At 69.4% G+C, this 22,128-nt stretch carries 7 protein-coding genes; all 7 read left to right on the top strand.

Annotated features, from left to right (window positions below):
* Positions 1–49 precede the first annotated feature (49 nt).
* The 7 genes from ACT2CW_RS41900 (at position 50) to ACT2CW_RS41930 (ending at position 22,120) form a co-directional block, all read left to right on the top strand.
* Complete coding sequence (locus ACT2CW_RS41900) at positions 50–16,606, top strand: hypothetical protein (protein ID WP_445520358.1); 16,557 nt, start codon at positions 50–52, stop codon at positions 16,604–16,606.
* 11 nt (positions 16,607–16,617) lie between these two features.
* Positions 16,618–16,854, top strand: a complete 237-nt coding sequence (locus ACT2CW_RS41905; protein ID WP_445520359.1) for a hypothetical protein — start codon at positions 16,618–16,620, stop codon at positions 16,852–16,854.
* 66 nt (positions 16,855–16,920) lie between these two features.
* Positions 16,921–17,535, top strand: coding sequence for a hypothetical protein (locus tag ACT2CW_RS41910; protein WP_445520360.1), 615 nt, complete (start codon positions 16,921–16,923; stop codon positions 17,533–17,535).
* Between the two features lie 11 nt (positions 17,536–17,546).
* Positions 17,547–17,759: a hypothetical protein gene (locus tag ACT2CW_RS41915; RefSeq protein ID WP_445520361.1), complete on the top strand. Its 213-nt coding sequence runs from the start codon at positions 17,547–17,549 to the stop codon at positions 17,757–17,759.
* Positions 17,760–17,819: 60 nt separating this feature from the next.
* Complete coding sequence (locus ACT2CW_RS41920; protein ID WP_445520362.1) at positions 17,820–19,796, top strand: 2'-5' RNA ligase family protein; 1,977 nt, start codon at positions 17,820–17,822, stop codon at positions 19,794–19,796.
* Between the two features lie 125 nt (positions 19,797–19,921).
* Entirely contained in the window at positions 19,922–21,352 is a 1,431-nt protein-coding gene (locus tag ACT2CW_RS41925; protein ID WP_445520363.1) for a phage major capsid protein, read from the top strand.
* A gap of 294 nt (positions 21,353–21,646) precedes the next feature.
* Positions 21,647–22,120: an IPT/TIG domain-containing protein gene (locus tag ACT2CW_RS41930; protein ID WP_445520364.1), complete on the top strand. Its 474-nt coding sequence runs from the start codon at positions 21,647–21,649 to the stop codon at positions 22,118–22,120.
* Positions 22,121–22,128 lie beyond the last annotated feature (8 nt).

Genomic DNA, 22,128 nt, shown 5'->3' on the forward strand with positions numbered 1-22,128 from the left:
GCTCGGCAGCGCGCGACGCTAACCACCCGCGCTGTGCATGGTCCGCGCCATGCAGAATCGCACCGCTTCCTCGGTCGGGCTGAGTCGCGCCCTTGAGACCAAGTCCGTACGACGGCCGTGGAACCCTGCCCTCCATCCTCGGGACTCGAAGGGCCGGTTCATCGAGACCGGTGGCATTGCCCGCCTCTGGTCGGGGAAGCTCGCCCGCGTCGTCCGCGCCCTCCCGCGAGACCGTGTCCTCGTCCAGGACCGCGCCGCCGATGGCACGTATACCGGACAACGTCACAGCACCAGCGCGCGTTGGATCACGATGGTGGCGCGCCCTGACGGCAGCGCTCCCACCTCGAACCAACAGAAGGTCGAGGTCGAAGACGCCCGCCGCGAGCAGGACGAACAGCGCGGCCTGGGCCTGTCCCGCGACGACCACGGCGACCCGGATACCCCAGACACGCCACACGACGTCGACGACGAGGGCAATGCCATCGGCGACGACGAAGGCGACGGCCCCGGCGACGACCAGGACGAGCCCGAGGGTGGGCACCACGACGTCGACATCGAGGCCCTGCCCAACCGCAAGGCCCGCGCCGGGGCCCGGTTCGAGGACACCGCAGCGGTGCGCCGGCACTTCCTCGACCTGGCCCAGCAGCCAGGCGCCAACGCACCGGCGCTGCGCCGTCTGGCCGGTGACGAGGACCTGGAGATCACCCCGTCCGGCGGCCTCGTCACCACCCGCGACGATGCGAACGGTCGCTGGTACCTCACCTCGACCGGCACCGGCGGGTTCCTTGACGTCGGCGACTTCGCCACCCGCGAGGAAGCCGAAGCGGCGGCCGAGTACATCAACGAGCACGTCCGCAACGGGCACATCATGGCGGGCGAGTTCAACGAGCCGATTGACTTCTCCGACCCCACGATCGGCGATTGGTTCCTGACGTGGCGCTCCACCAAAGGTGAGGACGCCGAGCAGGCCATTCGCCGCGCAGTGCGAGATTTCGGCGCCTCCCGCGAGAACGGAAACGCTCCGCAGACCCCGGCGCCCAAGCGGCAGCGCCCCCAGCCCCGCGAGCGGTTCACCACGCTCCAGCAGGTCCGTGACAACTGGGCCCAGCGATCCGAAGCCCTGCGCGCCTCCAGCAGCGAGCAGGACCGGCGCACCGCCCAGGACGTCGACCGTCTCATCAAGGAGCAGCGCCTCAAGCTGGTCGGTGACGGCCAGTTCGTCGCCCGCCGCGTCGACGGCGACTGGTACCTGTACGCCACCGGCACCGGTCAGCAGATGCCGTGGTGGTTCGACCGGCAGGCCGACGCCAAGGAGTTCGCCGAGCACATCGTCGGCAGGCTCAAGGACGAGCACGGCAACGCCCTTGACTTCTCCGACCCCAAGTTCGCTGAGTACCGCAGGACGTGGCGCTCCGCCGAGGGCCGCGACTACCACCAGGAGTGGACAGCCGCCCGAGCCCTGTGGGATCAGGAGCACCCGCCGAAGCACAGCATCGCCACCGACCGGCTCGCCGAGACGCTGCGCCGCCGCCCCTTCGGCGACGACGAGGACCAGACCCCGAAGACGGACGCACCCGCCGAGCAGACCCCCGAGCCCGCTGCCAATGCGTCGGCCGTTCCCGTCGATGTCCCCGAGTCGGGGGAGGCCCCGGACGAGCAGCAGGGGCCGGAGACTGAGCCCGAGGTCGCCCCCCAGCCGGAGGAGACTCCGGAACCCGAGGCCGACGGGCGGCCGGCAGGCGTACCGGAGGACGCTGAGCCCGTCGACGGCGTGGATGGCTACTGGACCACCTGGTCGTCCGGGAACGTCACCGTGTACGCCCCGAACGGCAAGCTCGTCGGACGCGTGGTCGGCAGCTACGGCGACCGGCACGCCACAGTCGACGGCGTCTACATCCCGATCGGCGACAGCTTGTCCTCGGCGGACCAGATCATCGCCCGCCACCACCTCGCCACCACCAACCCGTCGCAGGCCGACCATGTGCACCTGGCGTGGACCACCCACAAGGGCAAGCGGGTCATCGCCGTCCGCGGCACGATCAAGAACGACGAACGGGACGACAGGGCCGTCGGCGCCGCCGGAAGGTTGGCCTGGTCGCCCGTCCAGAACGCAAGAATCACCGGCACCCAGTGGAAGCCGGAGACCCGCGACCGCAAGGCCGCGCAAATCCTCGCCGCGTTCGCCCGCCAGGGTCGCAATGTCCGCATCACTGACGAGGACGCCAGCACCCGTACCTCCGACGCCCCCGAACAGCTCGACGAGGGCGCCAAGAAGCTCCGCGCCCTGTCCGACGCAGACCTACGCGGGCACCGTGACAACCTCAAGATCCACGCCCAGGTCGCCACGACTCCGGCCCGGAAGCAGCGGGCGCGCGCCGCTCTACAGAAAGTCGAGGCGGAACTCGACCGGCGCCGCATCGCCAAGAATGACGAAGACAGCCGCGACGAGCCGGAGGCGAAGCCGAGCGCGCAGGACCGCGCGGCCTCGATGAGCGATGACGACCTCACCGAGGCCATCAACCGCTCCGAACGTGACCGCGGTACGTATGGCTCCCGCCGCGGTGATCTTCTCAACGAGGACGAGCAGGCTCTGTACGCCGACCGTCGTCGCCGCACGAACGAACGGCTCTCGCAGTACGGCGCCCCGGAGAACCTGGGCGACGACGAACTCGCCGCGTACGCCAAGGAGCTGGAGGCCCAGCAGCGCACGCACAAGCCGTCGAACACGAACAACCAGGACGAGGACCTGGCCCCGGAGCGCGACCTGCACAACGAGCTGGGCAACCGCCTGGAGGAGGCCGAGACCGAGCAGCAGACCCGGCAGCTCCGCGACATCCAGCAGCGTCCACCTGTCCAGGACCTCGACGACGGCGCCCTGGAGAAGGAGTCCCTGCGGCTGCCCATCCGCATGCGGCGCCTCGGTGACGAACAGAACAAGATCCTGGCCGCCCGCCGACACGCCGTGTACGAGGAGCGGCAGAACCGCAAGGCAAACGTCTACCGCAACGGACCCGATCCGGCCGGACTCAGCGACGGGGATCTGACCAAGGAGTTCCGGAACCTCCACAAGAACCGGAACCTCGCCAGTGGCCGGGAACGGGAGGCACTGGAGGAGCGGCTGAAGGCCCTCTTCGACGAGCAGAACCGCCGCGGCGCCGAGGGCCGTGAGCAGACCGTTCGGCGGGCCGACACCCGCGAGGACCCGATCCGTGCTGGCGGCTCGTACGGCACCTCCGTCCGGGTCGATGACAACGACTACGGCAAGGTCAGCTACCACGAGTACGACTCGTACGCGGGCGGCCACAAGGCCGGATGGAATGCGCAACGCCAGAGCCACGGCGGCATCCTGGGCGCCTTCCCGAGCATGACCGAGGCTCTGGCCGCCATCGTCGACAGCTACGACACCGACCCCGCCACCGAGCCGGTGCGCCTGTACGGCTCCGTGCGGCGTGTGTGGGTGCCGAAGATGTTCTTCGAGTTGTACCAGTCCTCCCGCCGCGCCGACTCCTTCCCTTCGGCGAGCAAGGAGCGTCAGACCCTCTACGACCTGTTCAAGAGTCACGGTTACGGCTGGTCCGACGATCGGAACCCGCTGACGGGGAAGACCGGCAAGGGCGCCAACCTGGACGTGCCCGAGGGCCTGCTCGCCGAGTTCCACCGTGTCACCGAGGAACTGTCCCGCGAGATGATGCTGCGGGCCAGCGACCGTGAATTGGACTCGTCAGACCGGTCGAAGGCCCGTAGCCGGCTGGCCTCCATCAACGCTGCACTGCACGGGATCGACGCGCAGCGCACCGCAGTACGCAAGGATGGCGGGGACGACGACCGCAAGGTCATCTCCCGCCAGGAGATCGAGGCGCAGCAGGCAGCCCTGCGCGCGGCTCTCAGAACGGACGAAGGGGCTGATGGTGAGCATCTACAGCCAGGTGGCCAGGGATCACTGGACGCGGCACCGGCCGCGGGAGCTGGCGCAGATGACCGATCCGGAGACGTTCTTCCTGAACAAGGGCAGAGAGATCGAGACGGCGATTCTGGTGGCCGAGGAGGCGCTGGAGGAGACCGTGCCGACGGCGACGGAGTACGAGGCTCGGGCGGGTCAGATCAAGCAGATCAGGGCGGACGCGACCGCGATGGTGCTGCGGGATCTGCTGCCGGAGCCGGAGCCGGAGACCGAGGAGGCGCCGACGCTCAGCCCGGAGATGCGGGATCTGCAAGCGCTGAAGGACGCGGTGTACGACATGTAGCACCGCGCTTCCGGCCGAACCCGGCCGATGCTGCAACCAAGGGACCCGTCCAGCGTGCCGCGGCGAATGTCGAGGCGATCCGGGTCCTGAAGCGGCTGGAGCGGGAGAACCGTCCGGCCACCCAGAAGGAAAAGGTCACCCTCGCCCGCTGGACCGGGTGGGGCTCGGTTCCGATCATGTTCGCGTCGGAGCCGAACGAGAAGGAGCCGCGCTACCAGCAGGGCGGTGCCCGGTACGGCAAGTTCGCACAGGACCACGCCCGTTGGGCGGAGTACCGCGAGCTGCGCACCATGCTCTCCAACGAGCTGACGCCACTGGAGTGGCAGCAGGCTCGGCGTGGCACGCTGTCGATGCACTACACGCCGCAGCCCATTGCCGAGGCGATGTGGGACGGCTTGAAGGCGCTCGGGTTCGACCGCGGTGACGTCCTCGAGGCCGGGTCCGGCTCCGGCACGTTCTTCGGCGTCTCCCCGGAGGGCGCCCGGCTCACCGGCATCGAGCTGGACCCGACGACCGCGCGGATCGCGAAGGCGATCTACCCGGACGCCAACGTCCTGAACGAGAACTTCGCCGAGACCGACGCCCACCCCGGTACGTTCGACGCGAGCATCGGAAACGTCCCCTTCGCCTCGGTGCCGTTCGGCGACAAGCGGTACCCCGCGGAGAGCTTGCACAACGGGTTCATCACCAAGGAACTCGCGCTGACGAGGCCGGGTGGCATCACCCTGCTCATCACCTCCCGGCACACTCTCGACTCCAAGAGCGACAAGGCCCGCAAGCAGATCGCCAAGTACGGCGACCTCATCGGTGCTGTCCGCCTGCCGTCCGGCGTCTTCAACGATGCTGGCACCAGCGTCGTCACCGACGTCCTCGTGCTGCGGCGCCGCGCCGATGGTGACGAGCCGGGCGACACCTCGTGGCTGAATGCGCCCGAGCGGAGGATCGGGAACGTCCGCGAGCACGTCAATGCGTACTTCACCGCGCACCCCGAGCATGTGCTCGGCGACCTGACAACCGAGTCGTCCCCGTATGGGCCGCGCCTGACCGTCAAGGGCAACCCGGCCAAGGCCGCCGAACAACTCCGGGACGCGTTGAAGGACATCGCCAACAAGGCGAAGGCTGACAGCAACGGCTACGAGCCGCACCCCGACGGCGACAATCGGCCGCCCGTGTTCTTGCAGACCGCGCGGGAGAAGCACGCCAACGACTGGACCGGCCGCCTCTACGAGGGTGACGACGGCAAGCTCTACCAGCACGTCAACGGCGGCAACCCCGTCGCTGTCGAGCCGTCCGACGACCGCGATGACCAGCTCCGCGCCCTGATGCAGCTGCGCGACGTCGCCGCCGAACTGCGGGCGCTGGACCGCAAGAACGACGAGGACGAACGCGCCGAGAAACTGCGCGCCCAGCTCCGCGACCTGCACACCGCGTACGTCGAGCAGTACGGCCCGCTCTCGAAGCCAGGCCAGTTCCGCAGTATGAAGACCGGCACCCGCCCGGACGGGTCGGAGGAGCGCACGCCGACCGCGTGGGGCTACTTCCGCTCCGACCCGGATGCCGGGTCGGTCCTCGCCCTGGAGCGGTGGGACGCGGACAAGCAGGAGCCGATCCTCTCGCGCGTCTTCACCGAGCGGGCCGCGGCCCGCCGCCAGCCGCTCTCGCGCACCGACGACCCTAAGACGGCCCTATCCGCGGTCGTCGCCGCGACCGGAGAGGTCGACCTCGGCAAGATCGCGCGCCTGCTGGACATGGACCCGCAGGACGCCCTCCGGGCGCTGGGCACGGAGGTCTTCACCGACCCGTCCACCGGACGCTTGGAACTGGCCGGCGCCTACCTGTCCGGCCCTATCCGCGACAAGCTCGAAGCCGCGCGCCGCGCCGCCGAGAAGGACCCGGCGTTCGCCGTCAACGTCTCCGCGCTCGAGGCGGTCCAGCCGGCTGACCGCACCATTGGTGAGTTCACCCCGGAGATGGGCGCGCACTGGACGCCGCCGGAGCTGCTTCAGGGCTTCCTACGCGAGTACCTGGGCGACCGGACGCTGCGCGTTGCGCACGACGACCGCTACGGCTGGATGCTCTACACGGGCAAGGTCCCGCAGGCCAACAACGTCATGTATGGCGTCCCGGCCAACGAGGGGAAGGGCACCAAGGGCAAGGGTGCCGTCGAGATCGCCCGCGCCATCCTCGGCCACGGCTCGCTGACGATCTACCACGACGACAAGCGCCGGGACGTCGATGAGGAAACGTCCCGCCTGGTCCGGCAGAAAGCCGACCAGATGCGGTCGGAGTTCGCGAAGTACGCGACGGCCAACGCCGAACGCCTCACGCGGCTGACTGACTCCTACAACAAGATCATGAACGGGCACGTCGTCCGTTCGTACGACGGCATGAGCCCGTCCTTGGACGGCTTCACCCCGGACCGCACCCCGCACTCCTGGCAGTTGAGCGGTGCCGCCCGCATGCAGTTCGAGCGGTCGGTGATCCTCGCCCACGAAGTGGGCCTAGGCAAGACGTCCACGCTCGTCATGGGCACCCAGGCGCTCAAGGCGTCCGGGCAGATCGAGAAGCCGTACGCCGTCGTCCCCGACCACCTCGCGCAGCAGTGGTATGACGAGGCCCGGTTCCTGTACCCCAACGCCGAGATCCACCTGATCACGAGCGGGGACCTCGCCGACGGGCGCCGCGACAGCACGCTGGAGTGGCTGCGCGCCAACAAGCCGGACCTGGTGATCTTCACAGAGCCCGCGTTCGGCTCGATCAAGATGTCGCCGGAGGCGCAGGAGGAGTACGAGTTCCGGGAGCTGGAGGCTCTGCGGGAACAGCTCGACCGGCAGTACGAGGACGCGACCAACCCGGATCATCCATTCATCGTCGCCAAGATCGAGCAGCGGATCGCGACGGTCCAGAACAAGATCAGCAAGAACGCGGCGCCGATGCGCACGCCGGGCCAGACGTACTGGGACGACCTCGGATTCGATTACGCGGTCATCGACGAGGCCCACCGGTACAAGGGCGTCGGCTTCCGCTCCCGCGAGGGCGGCGGCGACCCCGCGTCGATCCGCGGCATCGACCTGCACCAGAAGCTCACCGACCTGCACCGCCGCCGCGCCGGCCGCGCCACCGTCACCCTGGCCACCGGCACGCCCCTCAGCAATTCGATCACCGAACAGTTCACCATGCTCGCACTGGCCGCCCCGTGGGTCCTGGACTCCTACAAGGCCGGGGCCCCGGACCTGTGGGCCGCGACGTTCGGCCGCAAGACACTCCGCGTCGAGAACGCCCCTGACGGCTCGGGCCTGCGGATCGTCGAGCGGTTCGCCGAGTTCCACAACCGCCGTGCCATGAAGACGATGTGGGGCCTCGTCGCGGACACCAAGCGCGCTGACGACGTTGGCATCCCGCGCCCGAAAATCGCGAACGGTGGCCCCAACCTGGTCATGGTCGACCCGACCAAGGACCAGACAGCCCGCCTCAAGCGGCTGGTCGCCCGCGGCCGCGCGATTCACAACGGAGACGTCGACCGCTCGCAGGACAACATGCTCGCCGTGTCCAACGAGGGCACGTCCGTCGCGCTGGACCCGCGGCTCGTCGACGCCAAGGCCACGGCGGGCAACAAGCTCGCCGCCGTCGCCACCAAGCACGTCGAGCGCTACAACCAGCACAAGGACCGCGTTTACAAGACGTACTACGGCAGCACCGAGGACCACCCAATTCCCGGTGCCCTTCAGATGATCTTCTTGAACGAGGGAGTGCCGGGCGGCAACAACCGCGGCAGCTTCGACGCGTACGCCGAGCTCAAGCGGCTCATGGTCGCAGGCGGTATCCCAGCCGAGAAGATCGCGTTCGTCCAGGACCACAAGAAGACGGGCAAGCCCGAGGCACTGGCCGCCCTCTTCCGTCGCGCTCGCGACGGCGAGATAGCCGTCCTTATCGGCTCCAGCAGCGTCGCCGGCACCGGCATGAACGTGCAGAACCGCATGGTGTCGCTGACCCACGTCGACCTCGAGTGGGGCGCCGCGCAGATGGAGCAGCGCAACGGACGCGGCCCGCGCTACGGCAACCAAAACGCCGAGGTTGAGATCGACATCTTCGCCACCAAGGGCTCCCTCGATGCATGGAAGGCTGGGTTTGTCGCCTCCAAGGCCGAGGGCCTAATCGACATCCAGCGCCCGGAGATGGCCGACAGCGACACCCGCGACACCGTCACGGAACTCGACGTCGACTACCCCGACTACGAGACGATGGAAGCCGAGATCGGCGGCAACCCCTACATGAGCCAGCTCATGAAGGCCCGCCGCATGCTGCGCGACCTGGAGATCGACCAGCACAACGAGGCCGCCGAACGCGTCCGCCGTCAGGAGACCCTGGCCGACCTTCAGCAGGAACTCGCCGACACCCGTATCGGCATCGCCCGCCGCGAGGAGGCCCTGCCCCGTATCCGCGACGTCCGCGACTCCTTCGCCGTGAACCTCGGCGGCATGTCGTACACCGAGCGCTCCGACGCCGCGGCAGCCCTGCACCGGCAGGTCGCCACCCAGCTCCTGGAGCACGATCGCGACGGCATGGGCCCGTGGAAGGTCCTGGGCCAGTTCGGCGGCCTCGACTTTGGTGTGCGCACCGAACGCCGCGCGGACGGCAAGCTCGTCGCGCACGTCGGCTTCCCCGACCTGGCCCGCTCCGACTTCGAGCGCGGACCGGAGGATCTGAAGAAGAAGGGCGCCGGGTCGGGCATGATCACCCGACTCACCAACGCGCTGGAGAAGGCACCCGCCCTCCAGCAGGCGGACCGAGCGCGGCTGCCCGAACTTGACGAGCAGATAGCCCTCCTCCAGTCGGCGCAGGTAGCCGCGGACTTCACACCGCAGATCGAGCACGCGCGGGCCCGCGCGAACCTGCTGGACGACGTGGTCGGCCGGATCGCCGACCTTGACAAGCTCCCCGAGATCGACGAGGACGAACTCGACAAGGAGCTGACCAAGGCGAAACGGCAGGAAATCGTCGAGGAACGGTACGAGGCCCGTATCCCGCTCAAGGCCGCGGTCGGCGCCGCAGTGCTCACCCTCGAAGACTTCGACCGCAAGTTCCCCGAACCGGAGCGTGCCGAGAAGCCGGAGATGCCGGAGGAGCGGGACCGGGTCCGACTATCCGCCGAGGAAGTCTCCCAGACCCTCGACCAAATCCGCCCCGACGGGGGCAACAGCAACGACATTACGGAGGAACAGACTGCCGACGAGCCGGACACCACAGTGGACATGGGGGACGGCGGTAACGGTGGCCGCGACCTCCCGTCGACCCCCGCCGCACCCGGCGACGACGACCCGGAGGAGCACGAAACCGACCAGCATGCACCGGCTCAGGGCGGCAACCTCATCGCGGGCCGCTTCCGGTTCAACGAGCCCGTAACCGACCCCGACGGCCAGGGGTGGTACGTCAACAGTGAAAACCCTGACGGCTCAGTCAACGTCGGTAATGGCCGCAGCCTCGCCACATTCCGGCCGGACGAGCTGACCAGCACGCGTAGGGATGCCCCGGACGCGACGAGCACACCCGAGACCGACACCGCCGACGACATGGTCAGCCTCGATCGTGACGAGGTAACTCAGCAGCTCGACGCAATTCGCCCCGAGGGCACCAAGGCGCCGTCGGCCATGTCCGATCAAGAAATCGCCGACGAGATCGTGGCCCTGGTGGAACGGGAGATGGCCAACGGCGAGCTGACCGGCACCGATCGCACCCGCATGGCCGTGCTGGAGGCGGAGAAGGACCGCCGCGCGGGGCGCACGCCGAAACCCGAGCCGAAGAAACCCGAGCCCACCGAGCCGGAAGGTGGCCTCTTCAACGTCGATGAGCCGGAGCAGCAGGCTCCCCAGGTCGCCGATCCGAACAACCCGCTCGACCAGCCCGATGACTCGTTCGGCACGCCGGACATGTTCGCGGACCACGAGGGCCGTGACACCAGCCGTCTCCGCCCGGTCCAGATGCGCCGCCCCGAGGAACTGGCGGAGGGCGACCGGTACACCGACGCGAACGGACGCACGCACACGGTCGCTGAGCCGCCGAAGGTCACCGGCCGGGGCCGGGTCCGGATCGTCACCGACGATGGTGAGGAGCGGTTCTACGGCCGCGACGCCCAGCTTCGGCTGCGACACCCCGACGAGGAGATCACCGACGACAACCGCGACGAGCGACCCACGCCTGACCCCCACCACGGCGGCGAAGGCGATGCTCTCGACGCTGACCGCTCCGACGACCACGACACCACGGGCAGCGCCGCGGCCGACAACCACCACGCCAGCGACACCATCCGGCCGGAGAACGAGAGCGCCGCACGCGACGAGGTCCGCGAGCCGGAGCGACACGACGACCAGCAGGAGGAAGACGACACCCAACGGCGGAACCAGGACGACGACCAGCACCACCGCCGAGACCGGCGGGACACCGACGGCGCCTCACCCGCCGATGCTCCCGTCGGCGCCAACGGTGGCCCGCGAGTGCCGGACGGCCCCGACCTCAACCGGGACGAGGACGGGGCAGGTGCTGACGAGCCGGACGCCCAGGGCGACAAAGACGACCGTGACCGGCGTCGCCGTCGGCGCCGTGGAGACCGAGGCGACGACGGGCCGGGCGGCCCCGGCATGCCCCGGCGCGACCTGCCGCACCTGCCCCGCATCCCGGCCAGCAGGGGCAGCGGCAGTGCGGACAGCGATGGCGCGGGACGCGACGGCGGGCCGCCCGACCGTAGGTCGCCCCGTACCGTGGCCGACCTGCGCGACGTGTGGCGCCGCGGTGACCGGCTGACTGCGGAGGAGAACACCCCTGAGCGGCGCAGGTTCCTCGCACAGCTCGCCGATAACCCCACGCTCACACTGTCCTCCGGCGGCGGCCTGGTCACCTGGACGACCGACGACACCACTGACGGGATGAAACGCTGGCAGTTCGCTCAGGCCCGCAACGGTGGTCGTTTCGGCAGTATCACGCTCATCGCGCGTGACGCTCACGACGCCCGCGACCTTGCCGACCTTTTCGAGATCACCACCGACGCGGACGGAAAGCCGATTGACTGGCACCAGCTCCTTACCCCGGAAGCTATCGACCAGTGGCGCGACCGCCAGGGCCGTACGCTGCCCGAGGCCCTGCGTGCGATGCGCGACCTGTTCCAGGATGACGACGACCCGGACAGCAGCAGTCCGGAGCCGACGCCCGCCGTCACGCTCCCGGACGACCTGACCGACCTAAGCGACGATGACCTCGCCGCCGCGTGGGGAGCGGGACTCTCCGAGAACGACCAGATGCGTGTCGCCGCGGAGATGGACCAGCGCGACGCCGCCGACCAGCGGCTGCGGGATGCTATCCCGAACACACCGGCAGCCGACGCTGAGGAGGTTCGACGCCGCGGCGAGGCGATGGACGCCGCCCTGGGCTTCGGTCCCGCCGACGTCACCCGCCGCCCGCAGACCCGCGAGGAGCGCCTGCAACGAGAGTTCCAAGACATCGACGAGGCCCGCTACTCCGCCGCGATCGACGCTACGAACGGCTACTTCTTCAGTAGGGCAAGCCGGAGCCTCCCGCCCGTCAGTGAGCGCGACCTATTCTCCGGCGGCTCTCTGTCCCGGTTCGGCCGGTGGCAGGACTACGCCAGCGAGGAACTGATCGAGTGGTTCGCCGCCAACGGCGGACGCCTCACCTACAACCAGTTCAAGCAGCGACGCCGCGCGGACGAGAAGGTCGAGCGCCAGCAGTACGAGGAGGAACAGCGCCTCGCCGCGGCTGCCACTGACGAGACCACGCCTGACGCGGGCACCATCACGGCGCCCGGCATCGACGACATCGACCTGCCGTCGTTCACCCTGACACCGGAGCCCGAGGAGGACGCGAATCGCCGCTTCGGCGGCGCCAACCAGGTGCGCGCCCATGCCGAGCGCGCCGAACTCCGCCCGGCCGCCGTCGGCACCGGCACATTCGACGTGTGGATGGACGGTCGTCGGATCGGCACCGTGCGCGACGTAGCCCAGAACTCGGACAACCACGGGCCGATGTGGGACGCGACCCCGTTGTTGACGATCAACCATGACCACAACAGCCGGTCCGCCACCCGGGACCTGGCTGTCGCCAACCTGGTCGTGCGGGCCGAGCAGAACCCCGCCAACGCCGCGAACCCCAGCACGGATGCATGGGACACGGTGAAGGCACATCTCGCCGACCACAACCCGGAGCTGCCGGAACTCCCGGAAAGCCTCAGCGACGATCCGGCGGCCCAGGAGCGCTACGACCGGCTCGTGCACCTCATCGAGTCGATCCGCTCGCAGCAGTCGCCGAGTGGAAACCTGGCGCAGGACTTGGAGCATGTCCGAGACGAGTTCCAGTGGCTGCGCGACGCCCTGTCCACTGCCCAGGGCAAGCCACAGGACCACGATGCGCTCGAGGACCTTGAGCGCCGGTCCTTCTGGGCAGAGCGGCTGCGCGCCGGTTTCTCCCAAGACGAGAGCCGGGTTCCGAACGCCCCTGTCGACGAGGCGGACGGAGTGGCCCCGACCGCGCCCAGCGCTGCCCCCAGCACTCCGCGGGAGCCGTCCGTCGGCGAGATGATCCCGACCGCCCCCGGCGACGCCGGCGGGCCACGTGCGGGCACGGCAGACCAGCCGTCCCCGGCCGAGAGCACTCCGCACGCCCCGGACACCCGCCGCAGGGACGACAACCCCGACGCTGCGGCCGCCCCCGAGGCGAACCGCGCCGACGACTCGGAGTCCGCGCGCACCAGCACCGACGACGCACCCGCCCCGAATACCGACCCGGCCCTTGAGCCCCACCCGGAGCCGGAACGACCGCAGACTTCCGACAACACCGACGAGACCACTGCCGAGCCCGAGCCCCGGCCGGAGCCCGAGCCCATCGGCGGGCAGCCCGCGCACTGGGCCAGCGTCAGCCAGCTCCAGCCCGGCGACATGGCGCGCATCGACGGCACGACCCGCCAAGGCCGCGCCGTGACCCGAGCTGGGTACGTCCTCGACACCCCTGAGCGAATCACCGTGACCCACCGGGGCCGCACTGAGGACATGTGGCGTACGACGATCGGCGAGACTCCTGACGGCCGCACAGGCAGCCGGGGCACGGTCTACACCCCGCTCAACGCCAGCGCGGCACGCGCCGAAGCTCCCGAGAACGCTGCCCCCGGCGCCCCCACGAGCGGTGCCCAGGGCGACGTCATCAGCGGCGACGTGCCGGACACCATCGCCACCGACAACCGCGGCCGCGGCCTCTTCCCCGGCAGCCATGTCACCGGTACTGGAGGCCGTGAGGGCACCGTCACCGGTGTCACCGACTCAACGGCCTCCGTGCGTTGGGCCAACGGCGACACCGAAAACGGCGTCGCTCCCACGTCCCTCACCGTGGATGATTCCGATGACCAGCGCCCAGCAGGCTGGACCTCCACAGGCCAGCGAGTTCGCACCGGCCACGTGGTCTCCGACGAGCACGGAGCGCTCCTCGGCCCGGTCGACGAGGCCGACGGCGACCGCATCACAGTCACCACCTCCCAGGGCACCGTCATGCGCGACGCCGCTCGCCTCCGCGTCGTCGGCGAAGTTCGCGACGACACTCCCGAGACCGCTCCCATCACGGGCATCAGTGAGCAGACCGCCGACGAGATCTCGGAGGGCGACATCGTCGTTCTCGACCTTGACGGCACGCCGACCACCCTGGAGGTTCTAGGTGCCAACCGCGACGGCGACCGCGTCACCCTCGACTACGCCGACACCACGACGGGCGAACTGGGCACCATCGACATGGACGCCACGGCCGTCATCCACAAGGCCGAGGGGGTGAACGGCGCCGCCCCGGACCTCGGCCCGGACGACGCGCCGGCCGCCGCCGACCTCACGGTGCACGAGCCGCTGCCCGCCCTCGACCCCGTCACCGGCCCCACCGTCGACCCGGACCTCACCCCGGCGGATCGTGACGCCATCGCCGACCACGGCACCAACCCCGAGGACGATCCGGAGGCACAGCAGGCAGCCGCCCGGCTCGGCGCCGACCTTCCCGTCACGCCGGACCAGGCCGCCGCGCTCGCCGCCCAACTCCGTGCGAATGCCGACTCGGCCACTCCCGAGGGGCGGGCCGCTCTCCGCGCGGCCAATCACCTCGACCGCGCCGTCGGCCGCCCGGCACCAGAAGGGCTCGACCGTCCGCGTCCGTCCAATGCCGCGCAGATCAGCGAGGGCGACGTCATCGCTATGCCTGACGAGCGCCGCGGCAACGAGGTTCACGTCTACCGCGTCATCGACATGGAGGAAGGACCCGGCGGGGTGCGCAGCCTGCTTCTGGAGGACGAGAACCGGCAGTGGAGACGCCGCCTGGTCCACGCCGCCATGCCCGTGTGGCAGCTCCCTGAGCCACCCCCCGATACCGACGGCACCGCGGACCCGGCACCCGCCCCCGCTCCGCGCGACTCCAACCCGCCGCTGGCCTCGCTGCGGCGTCAGATCGTCGCCGACCACAACCGCACGGTGGCCCTGCGCATCATCGACGAGGCCGTTGCCGGGACCGAGCCGCCCGGCAACATCCACGCGCTGCGCGAGCAGATCGCCCGGCACCTGACCCCGGAGGCCCTGCAAGACGCCCGCAGATCCGCCCGCCAGGACGCGAGCGCCGCCCTGAACACCGCAGGCATCACCGGCCGCGACCGCGCTGCCATCCAGCAGGCCCTCCGTCGTGCCCGTGAAAAGGCGCACGAGCGGACCGTGCGGGCCGCGCTGCGCACTATCAACGATCTCGTGCCCCTCCCCGGCGAGTCCGATGAGGACTTGGCCCAGCGGGCGGCCGGTCTCCTGCGGCTTATCCCGGACCAGGTCAACACCGCCTCCCCTATGCCTCGTCATAGCACCCCGGCCACGTCAGGCAGGCGTTCCACGCCGGATGGTGACGGGTCCCCCGACGCCGTCACGCACGTCGACGATGCTGTGACCGCGCTTCTGCGGCAGCTCGAAGAGGCCGGGCACGATCCGGCCGATATCGATGCGCTCACCCGGATCCTGACGACCCAACTCGACGGTGCCCGCCAGGCGACCGCCCGGCGCATCGTCCGTCGGGCGGCCGCGGCCCCAGACACCGGTCGACAGCCTGGTCTCCTCGCTCACGTGATCGCCCTGATGGGGCGCATCGGCCGTCGCCTGATCGAGCTGGTGAAGGCCGCCGCCCGGAAGATCGCCGAGTTGTGGCGCAACTCGCGTGATCGGCTGTCTCGGCTGAGGGTGTTCCTGCGTCGTCTGGTACGCCGGGTGCGCGACTGGCCGGAGTCCCGCCGCCTGGCGCGTCTGCACGCTGCGCTCAATCTCCCGGATGTCGAGGGCGAGTCGCTGGCCGCGCGGGTGTCCCAGTGGGCGGATCTGCTGCCCGAGCGTGGCCGCTTCGGTCAGACATCCCGCCGCGTCTCGTGGTGGAAGCCGACGACGTGGGCGCGGCTCGCCGCGGGCCGACTTCCTGGCCGTTCCAGCGGCACCCGGTGGGTGCCGGACCGGGCCTCCGACGGCGGGCCGGGCCTCACCACGCTGCGGCAGATGGCAGCCCTGCGGGCCGCCGGCACCGACGTCGACCAGGACGTGACCCGCCGCCTGGCTGATGCGCTCGGTGGCGACTTCGGCGGCGATCCGCATGGCACCCTCCAGCACGCGGACGACTACGTGGCCGCCACCGAGCGCCGCTTGCTCAACCTCCAGGCTGCCCGGACCAGCAGCACCATCCAGGACCCGGACGTCGACGTGGAGATCGCCGCCGCCCGGATGGAGGCTGCCGCCGCACGCCGCGAGTGGGAGGACCTGCGCAGCCGGTATGCCGCCGCTGTGCCCGACGCCGTCGCAGCGGCCCTGGCCGACGTCCGCGACCTTGGTCCCCGGGGCAACGCGGGCATCGTCTTCGGCCCGGAAAGCACCCCGGACGCCGAGCGCGCCGTCCGCGACGTACAGCGCCTCATCCCAAGGGACTGGCTCGCTCCCCCAGGCGGCCGTCGACTCACCGCCGTCGACGGAGATGTCGGCCGCTACGAGCCCGACGCACGCCGTGCGACCGTAGCCGACCTCGGCGACGGTGGAGTCGGTACGGCCGCGCACGTCCTGGCGCAGCACCTGGCCGGGCACCTGCCAGACCTGGACGCCGCGCAGCGTGCGTTCTGGTTCACGCGGACGCACACCGGCCGCCCCGGCGCCCGCATCCTCGACCGCAGCGCTCTGGGGCGCCTCCTAGCACAGCAGCAGACGCAACCGGACACGGGTGACAGCCTCGCCCGGTCCCTGCAAGCGATGTTCACCGGCGACTGGTACCTCGACGACGACTTGAGGTCGTTCCTCCTCGGCCTACTCGCCACACGATGAAGGAGAAGACGATGCTCCCCACCGTCACCGGCCGGTTCGACGACGGATCCGCCTACCAGGTGCAGGTCACCGGGGACACGGACCGGCCGGTGGTCGGCTCCGTCCGCGCGACGGCACTCGTCGAGCTTCATACGGGCGAGTCGATCGCGTTGACGCCCACGGGCCCGCTGCGCACGGTGGCCGGAGACGACAGGGAGGCTGTTCTCGCCGTCCTCCGCCGGTACACCAACATCATCGATAACCGCTGACCAGCGCGGAATTATGGGACGAGCAACGCAGGACACTAGCCGGTCGCCCTCCCCACCCTGCACAGCGTGACCAGATACGCAATTGCCATCAAGGCACTCCCCAAAGGCAGCAAGCCGTTCAGGGACGACGACGAAGACCTGGAGCAGGACGTCTCGGCTGCGGGCAACCCCGAACCCGCCGCGCCGCCGCCCGAGAGCGACCCGAGCGCAGAGCGCGTGGCCACCCCCGATGAAGACACCCCGGACCGAGAGGTTCGGGCAGACGAGGAGGTATCCGAGAAGGAGGCCCCGGATAAGGAAGTGCCTGAGCCAGCCAACGGCACCGAGACAGCGGACGGCGAGCTTGCCGACCCCACCCCAGGACCGGAGGATGACTCGGGCCGCCCGTGGTCCGGCGACATGTACGACGAGGGCGACGAGACCGACGCCTCCGCCGCGTTCGCCGCCTACAAGGGAGCCAACGGCGAGGAGGCGTGGCTCGATCAGGCTCCAGACGGCACACTGACCGGATGGGTCCGCGACGACGTCGGCCAGGTGTGGCGGTACACCGACCCGGACGTGTGGGCCATCGACGTCGACGACGCCCAGATGACCCGCACCCACAGCCAGACCAACGGCGGCGGGGGCGAGTCAGCCGACCACGGCGGACAGGACCCGTTGTTCCCGCCGAAGCAGAGTTAGGAGCCGTACCGGTGGAGTTGAACCGCCAGGCGTATCTGGCGCTGCTCAACGAGGGCAAAGCCGCGTTCGCGGCCGGAGACCCCTCCGACGCCTGTCCCTACGACCAGTACAGCGCCGACCCGGAGCAGCAGTTCGGCGCCCGGTACTGGGCCCAAGGATGGATCGCGGCGCGCACCGCTGCGGAGGCGAAGAACCCGGAGGCAGAGCCGAGCACAGGACAGTAGCCCAGCGGGCACGGCACGGTCCCGGCGGTCAACTGTCCATCCGTCGGAGGGGTTCTCACCGTGCCGACCGCCCACACGCCTCGAGCACCTGCATCCCGCAAGGGCATCTGCAAGGCGATCTTTGCCGTGACCGGTGTCGTTGATGAAGTCGCGGACCTCATCACTCCCGGAGCTTTTGCCCACACGCTGGCGACCAGACCCGTCAAGACCGTCTGGCACCACGAGTGGAAAGAGCCCATCGGCGTCGTGCTGGACATCGCCGAGTGGCAGCCCGGCGACCCCCGGTTTGCTGACATCCCGAACTGGCCCGCCGGGGCCGGAGCGCTCGTCGCGACCATCGCGTTCAACCTGCGCACGTCCAAGGGACGCGACGTCTATGAGCAGGTACGGCAGTGGCACATCCACGGACAAGCCCAATTCTCCATCGGCTACCGGGTCCCGCCGAGCGGGGCGACGAAGCGCTCCGACGGTGTCCGCGTGATCCACAAGCTCGACCTGTACGAGGTCTCTCCGGTACTGCACGGCGCGCACCCCATGACGCAGTCGCTGGAGGTCAAGGCCGACTCGCGCATGGCCGAGTTGGAGCACAAAACCACCGCGTCCAGCAGCCACATCAACGTCAAGGCCGCCGAGAAGCAGGGCGGCCGTGGTGTCATGGTGGCGCTCTACCTCCCCGCCGATCTCGCGGAGAAGATCTCCCACCGCGACGGGACGGCACCGCGCGACCTACACGTCACTCTCGCCTACCTGGGCGAGGCTGACCAACTCCCCGGGCATCCAGACGATCTCGCCGAGATTGTCGCCGCGGCGCTCGACGGCGCCGAGCCGATCCGCGGCACGATCGGAGGCATTGGCCGCTTCCCCGACAGCGGAGACGGCGAGCCGATGTTCGTTCCGGTCGACGTGCCGGGCCTGACCAAACTGCGTCGCCGAATCATGGACGTACTCGAAGTGTCCCCTCTGGCCGGAGCCCTGCGCGCCAAACACGGATTCACCCCGCACATCACGCTCGGATATGACCTGCCCGCCGACACCCCGGCCGTGCCGCCCATCCCCGTCGCCTTCGACACCGTGCACGTCGTTCGCGGGCCGGACGCCACCCCGATCCGCCTCGCCGGTGCCGTCTCCGACGAACCGGCGCCCACGACTGCGCTTGCACCATCGGGCAAGAAGGAACTCGAAATGCGGGCCCCGGTCGAGGCGAAGATCGCCCGCGCCGCCGTCCTGGAGGCGAAAGCCGCGATAGGCACCAGGAACCACGCCGCCGCAGGCCATCCCCTCACTGCCCGTGCGCCCCAAAGCAAGAGTGCTCGCGCCGCCGTCATCGAAGCCAAATCCCGCATCCCCCCAGGAGCCGCCGTGCCGCCGATCCAGCCCCTGCCCGCGTCGTACGAGGAGACCCGAGACCGCGTCAGTGCAGCCGTCCGTCGTCTGCTCGCCAATGAGGACGGCGCATGGACGTGCGTCGAGGCCACTTACCCCGACCGCGTCATCGTCTCCGTCCACCAGGACGGTACCGACGCCGCCACCTACGCCGTCCCGTACGAGAGCACCGGCCCCGAGATATCCCTCGGTACCCCGCAGCCCGTCGAGCTGACCACGGTCGTCATCCCCGATCAGGGCTCAGCTCGTGAAGCGGACAGCAGCGAAACGACCGACAGCCGCGTCGTCCAGCCGACCATGCGCGCTCTCGCTGACGCCACCGCCCGCATCCGGACCGCCGAAGACGCCGAGCAGCTTGGCCCTGTACGTGCGACCGTCGGCGACCTCCTCGCTGCGCTCTCCTCTAAGGGACTCGACCTTGGCCCCGACGACGAGCCTGAGCAGGAGCAGCCTCCTGCCGCGCCCTCCCCGATGGCGGGCAGCGGCATCGACCTGTGGGACGACGATCCATATGACGAACCACACGACACCGCACCTGGTACCGACGACGCGCCGGACGACGGCGGCGACGAAGAAGGCGATGGCAGCGAGAAGGACACCGTCCGCCTCGACGCCGACGAGGTCAAGGCCCAACTCGCCGCGATTCAGGGGTAAGCGCATGCAACTCAGCCTCACAACCAGGTTGACGGCCCTCCTCCCAGGCACACGGCAGCACGACCGTCATGAACAACAGAACAGCAGGTCAGAGCCCGTCTACAGCCTTCGCTTGAACTCGTGAGGTGCAGCAGCGCGCGACGTTAAGCACTCCCGATCTCTCAAATGCATCCCGTTGTCGGGTCGTCCCGGTGCTGGCCGGGCGAGCGACGCACGTCAACCGCACCCAGCATCAGGGAGAGCACCCCGCAATGGCTGAGAACAAGAGCCTGGTCAACAGCCTCAAGGCCCAGCTCGCCGAGAAGTCCGCCGAGGCCGAGCGGATCTCGCGGACCTTCAAGGTGGAGGACAACGGCGGCTTCGTCGTGTCCACCGAGCAGGCCGCCGCCTTCAAAAAGGTGTCCGCCGAGGCGATGGAGCTCAAGCAACTCATCGCCGACGCCGAGGGCCTGAGCGAGGTCAAGCAGTACCTCGCCGAGCCGGACTCCGTGCCCGCTGCGGGCCAGCACTACGGGCAGAAGCCGTCAGGAGCCATGGAGGGCAAGTCCCTCGGTGACCTGTTCGTCGAGAGCGATGCCTACAAGAACGCCGCCCAGGCCGGATTCCGCGACCGCCCGTACGTGCGCGCGGAGATGGAAGGTAAGAGCATCTTCAGCCTGTCGGCCGGCACCGTCACGCACCAGACCCTCGGCTCCGCGCAGAACCTCGGGCTGGCCGAGCGCGAGTACCGCAAGTTCCACATCCGCGACCTGTTCCCCAAGAGCAGCACCAAGCAAGCCGTGCTCTACGGCGCGCGCGAGACCGGCTGGACCAACAACGCCAAGCAGGTGAAGGAACGCTACGCCGCCGACGGCACCAGCCCGGCGACCGGCGCCGACACCGACACCTGGGGTCGAGCGCCCCGCTCCAAGCTCTCGCTCGTCCCTGTGATGTACCCCGTCAGCGAGATCGCCCACCTTCTGGACGCGCACAAGAACATTTTGGCAGACGAGCCCCGTCTGAAGACCTTCATCAACGGCAGGATGATCGAAGGCGTGAAGTACCAGGAGGACTGGGATCTCTTGCACTCCGTCGGCGATGGCCAGAGCCTCACCGGAATCTTCAACACCCCCGGTGTCCAGCAGTACACGGGGTTGAATACTGACCAGTACAGCGTCCAGATCCGGCGCAGCATCACGAAGGCCCTGCTCGCTGAATACGACCCGACCGGCATCGTGTTGAGCCCGACCATGTGGGAGCACGTTGAGGTTGAGGAGGACAAGACCGGCGCGTTCCGCGTCGCCTTGCAGATCGCCGTCGGGGCGACCAAGCGCGTCTGGCGGCTGGACGTTGTCGAGACGACCGCAATGGCGGATGACAACTTCCTGGTCGGCGCCTTCGGCCTCGGCGCTCAGCTCCACGACAGAGAGTCAGTCAGCGTCACCGTGTCCTCGGAGAACGCGGACAACTTCGAGAAGGGCTTGATCACTTTCCGGGCGGATGAGCGTGTGGCCCTGGAGGTTCCGCGTCCGGAGTCCTTCGTGATCGGCACCTGGACCCAGCCCACCACCGGCTGACCCCGGCGAGGGAGGCGCCACCCACCGTGACGGCACCTCCCCTCCGTCTTCTTCTGCACGTCTCAACACGGAGGAATGCCGGTGACGAACAAACAACTCGTCGGACTCGGCACTGACCTGCTCGTCGTCAGCGTTAAGCCGGACGGCTTGGACCACCTCCGACTGCTGTAGCGAAGCCCTCCAAGCGAGATCATTTGCCCAGTTGTGGAACTGCGCCTGCCGCCTGTCGCACGCGACCCAAGCACGTATCGGAGGGCATTCTCTCCCGAACCATCGCACCGGAGGAAGGACACCATGGGCTTATATCGCCAGGATGGCACCCGCATCACGAAGGCAGCGTTCCCCGCGGCCACACTCGACGATCCGCCCGTCAGGGTCACCGAAGACATCTACGTCTCCGAGCCGTACGGGCGCGGCGACGGGCAGCCCGAGGGCTCCAAGCGCCTCCTGCTCTACCAGGCCGGGACCATCGTCCTGCGCTCTGCCGTCGACCGGCTGTTCAACCCAGCAGCCATCGACAGCATCAGCCCGGCCACAGGCCCGGCAGCGGGTGGCACAACCGTCACCATTAGAGGTAGCAACCTTGACGGGGTCTCCGCAGTCAGCTTCGGCGACATCGGCGGCACCGACCTGCGGGTCCGGTCGACCGATGAGCTGACCGTCAAGACGCCGCAGGGCGTGGCCGGGGCCGTAGACGTCGAACTCGTCGACGATAGCGGCCCTGTCATGAAGGTGGACGGCTTCGCCTATGAGGGGGCCGCAAGCTGACGAAGTCC

Source organism: Streptomyces sp. NEAU-174 (genome assembly GCF_052665095.1).

Excerpts from the sequence above, each read along its gene's own strand:
- ACT2CW_RS41905 (WP_445520359.1), top strand. The coding sequence starts at position 16,618 with ATGCTCCCCACCGTCACCGGCCGGTTCGACGACGGATCCGCCTACCAG.
- ACT2CW_RS41900 (WP_445520358.1), top strand. The coding sequence starts at position 50 with ATGCAGAATCGCACCGCTTCCTCGGTCGGGCTGAGTCGCGCCCTTGAG.
- ACT2CW_RS41930 (WP_445520364.1), top strand. The coding sequence starts at position 21,647 with ATGGGCTTATATCGCCAGGATGGCACCCGCATCACGAAGGCAGCGTTC.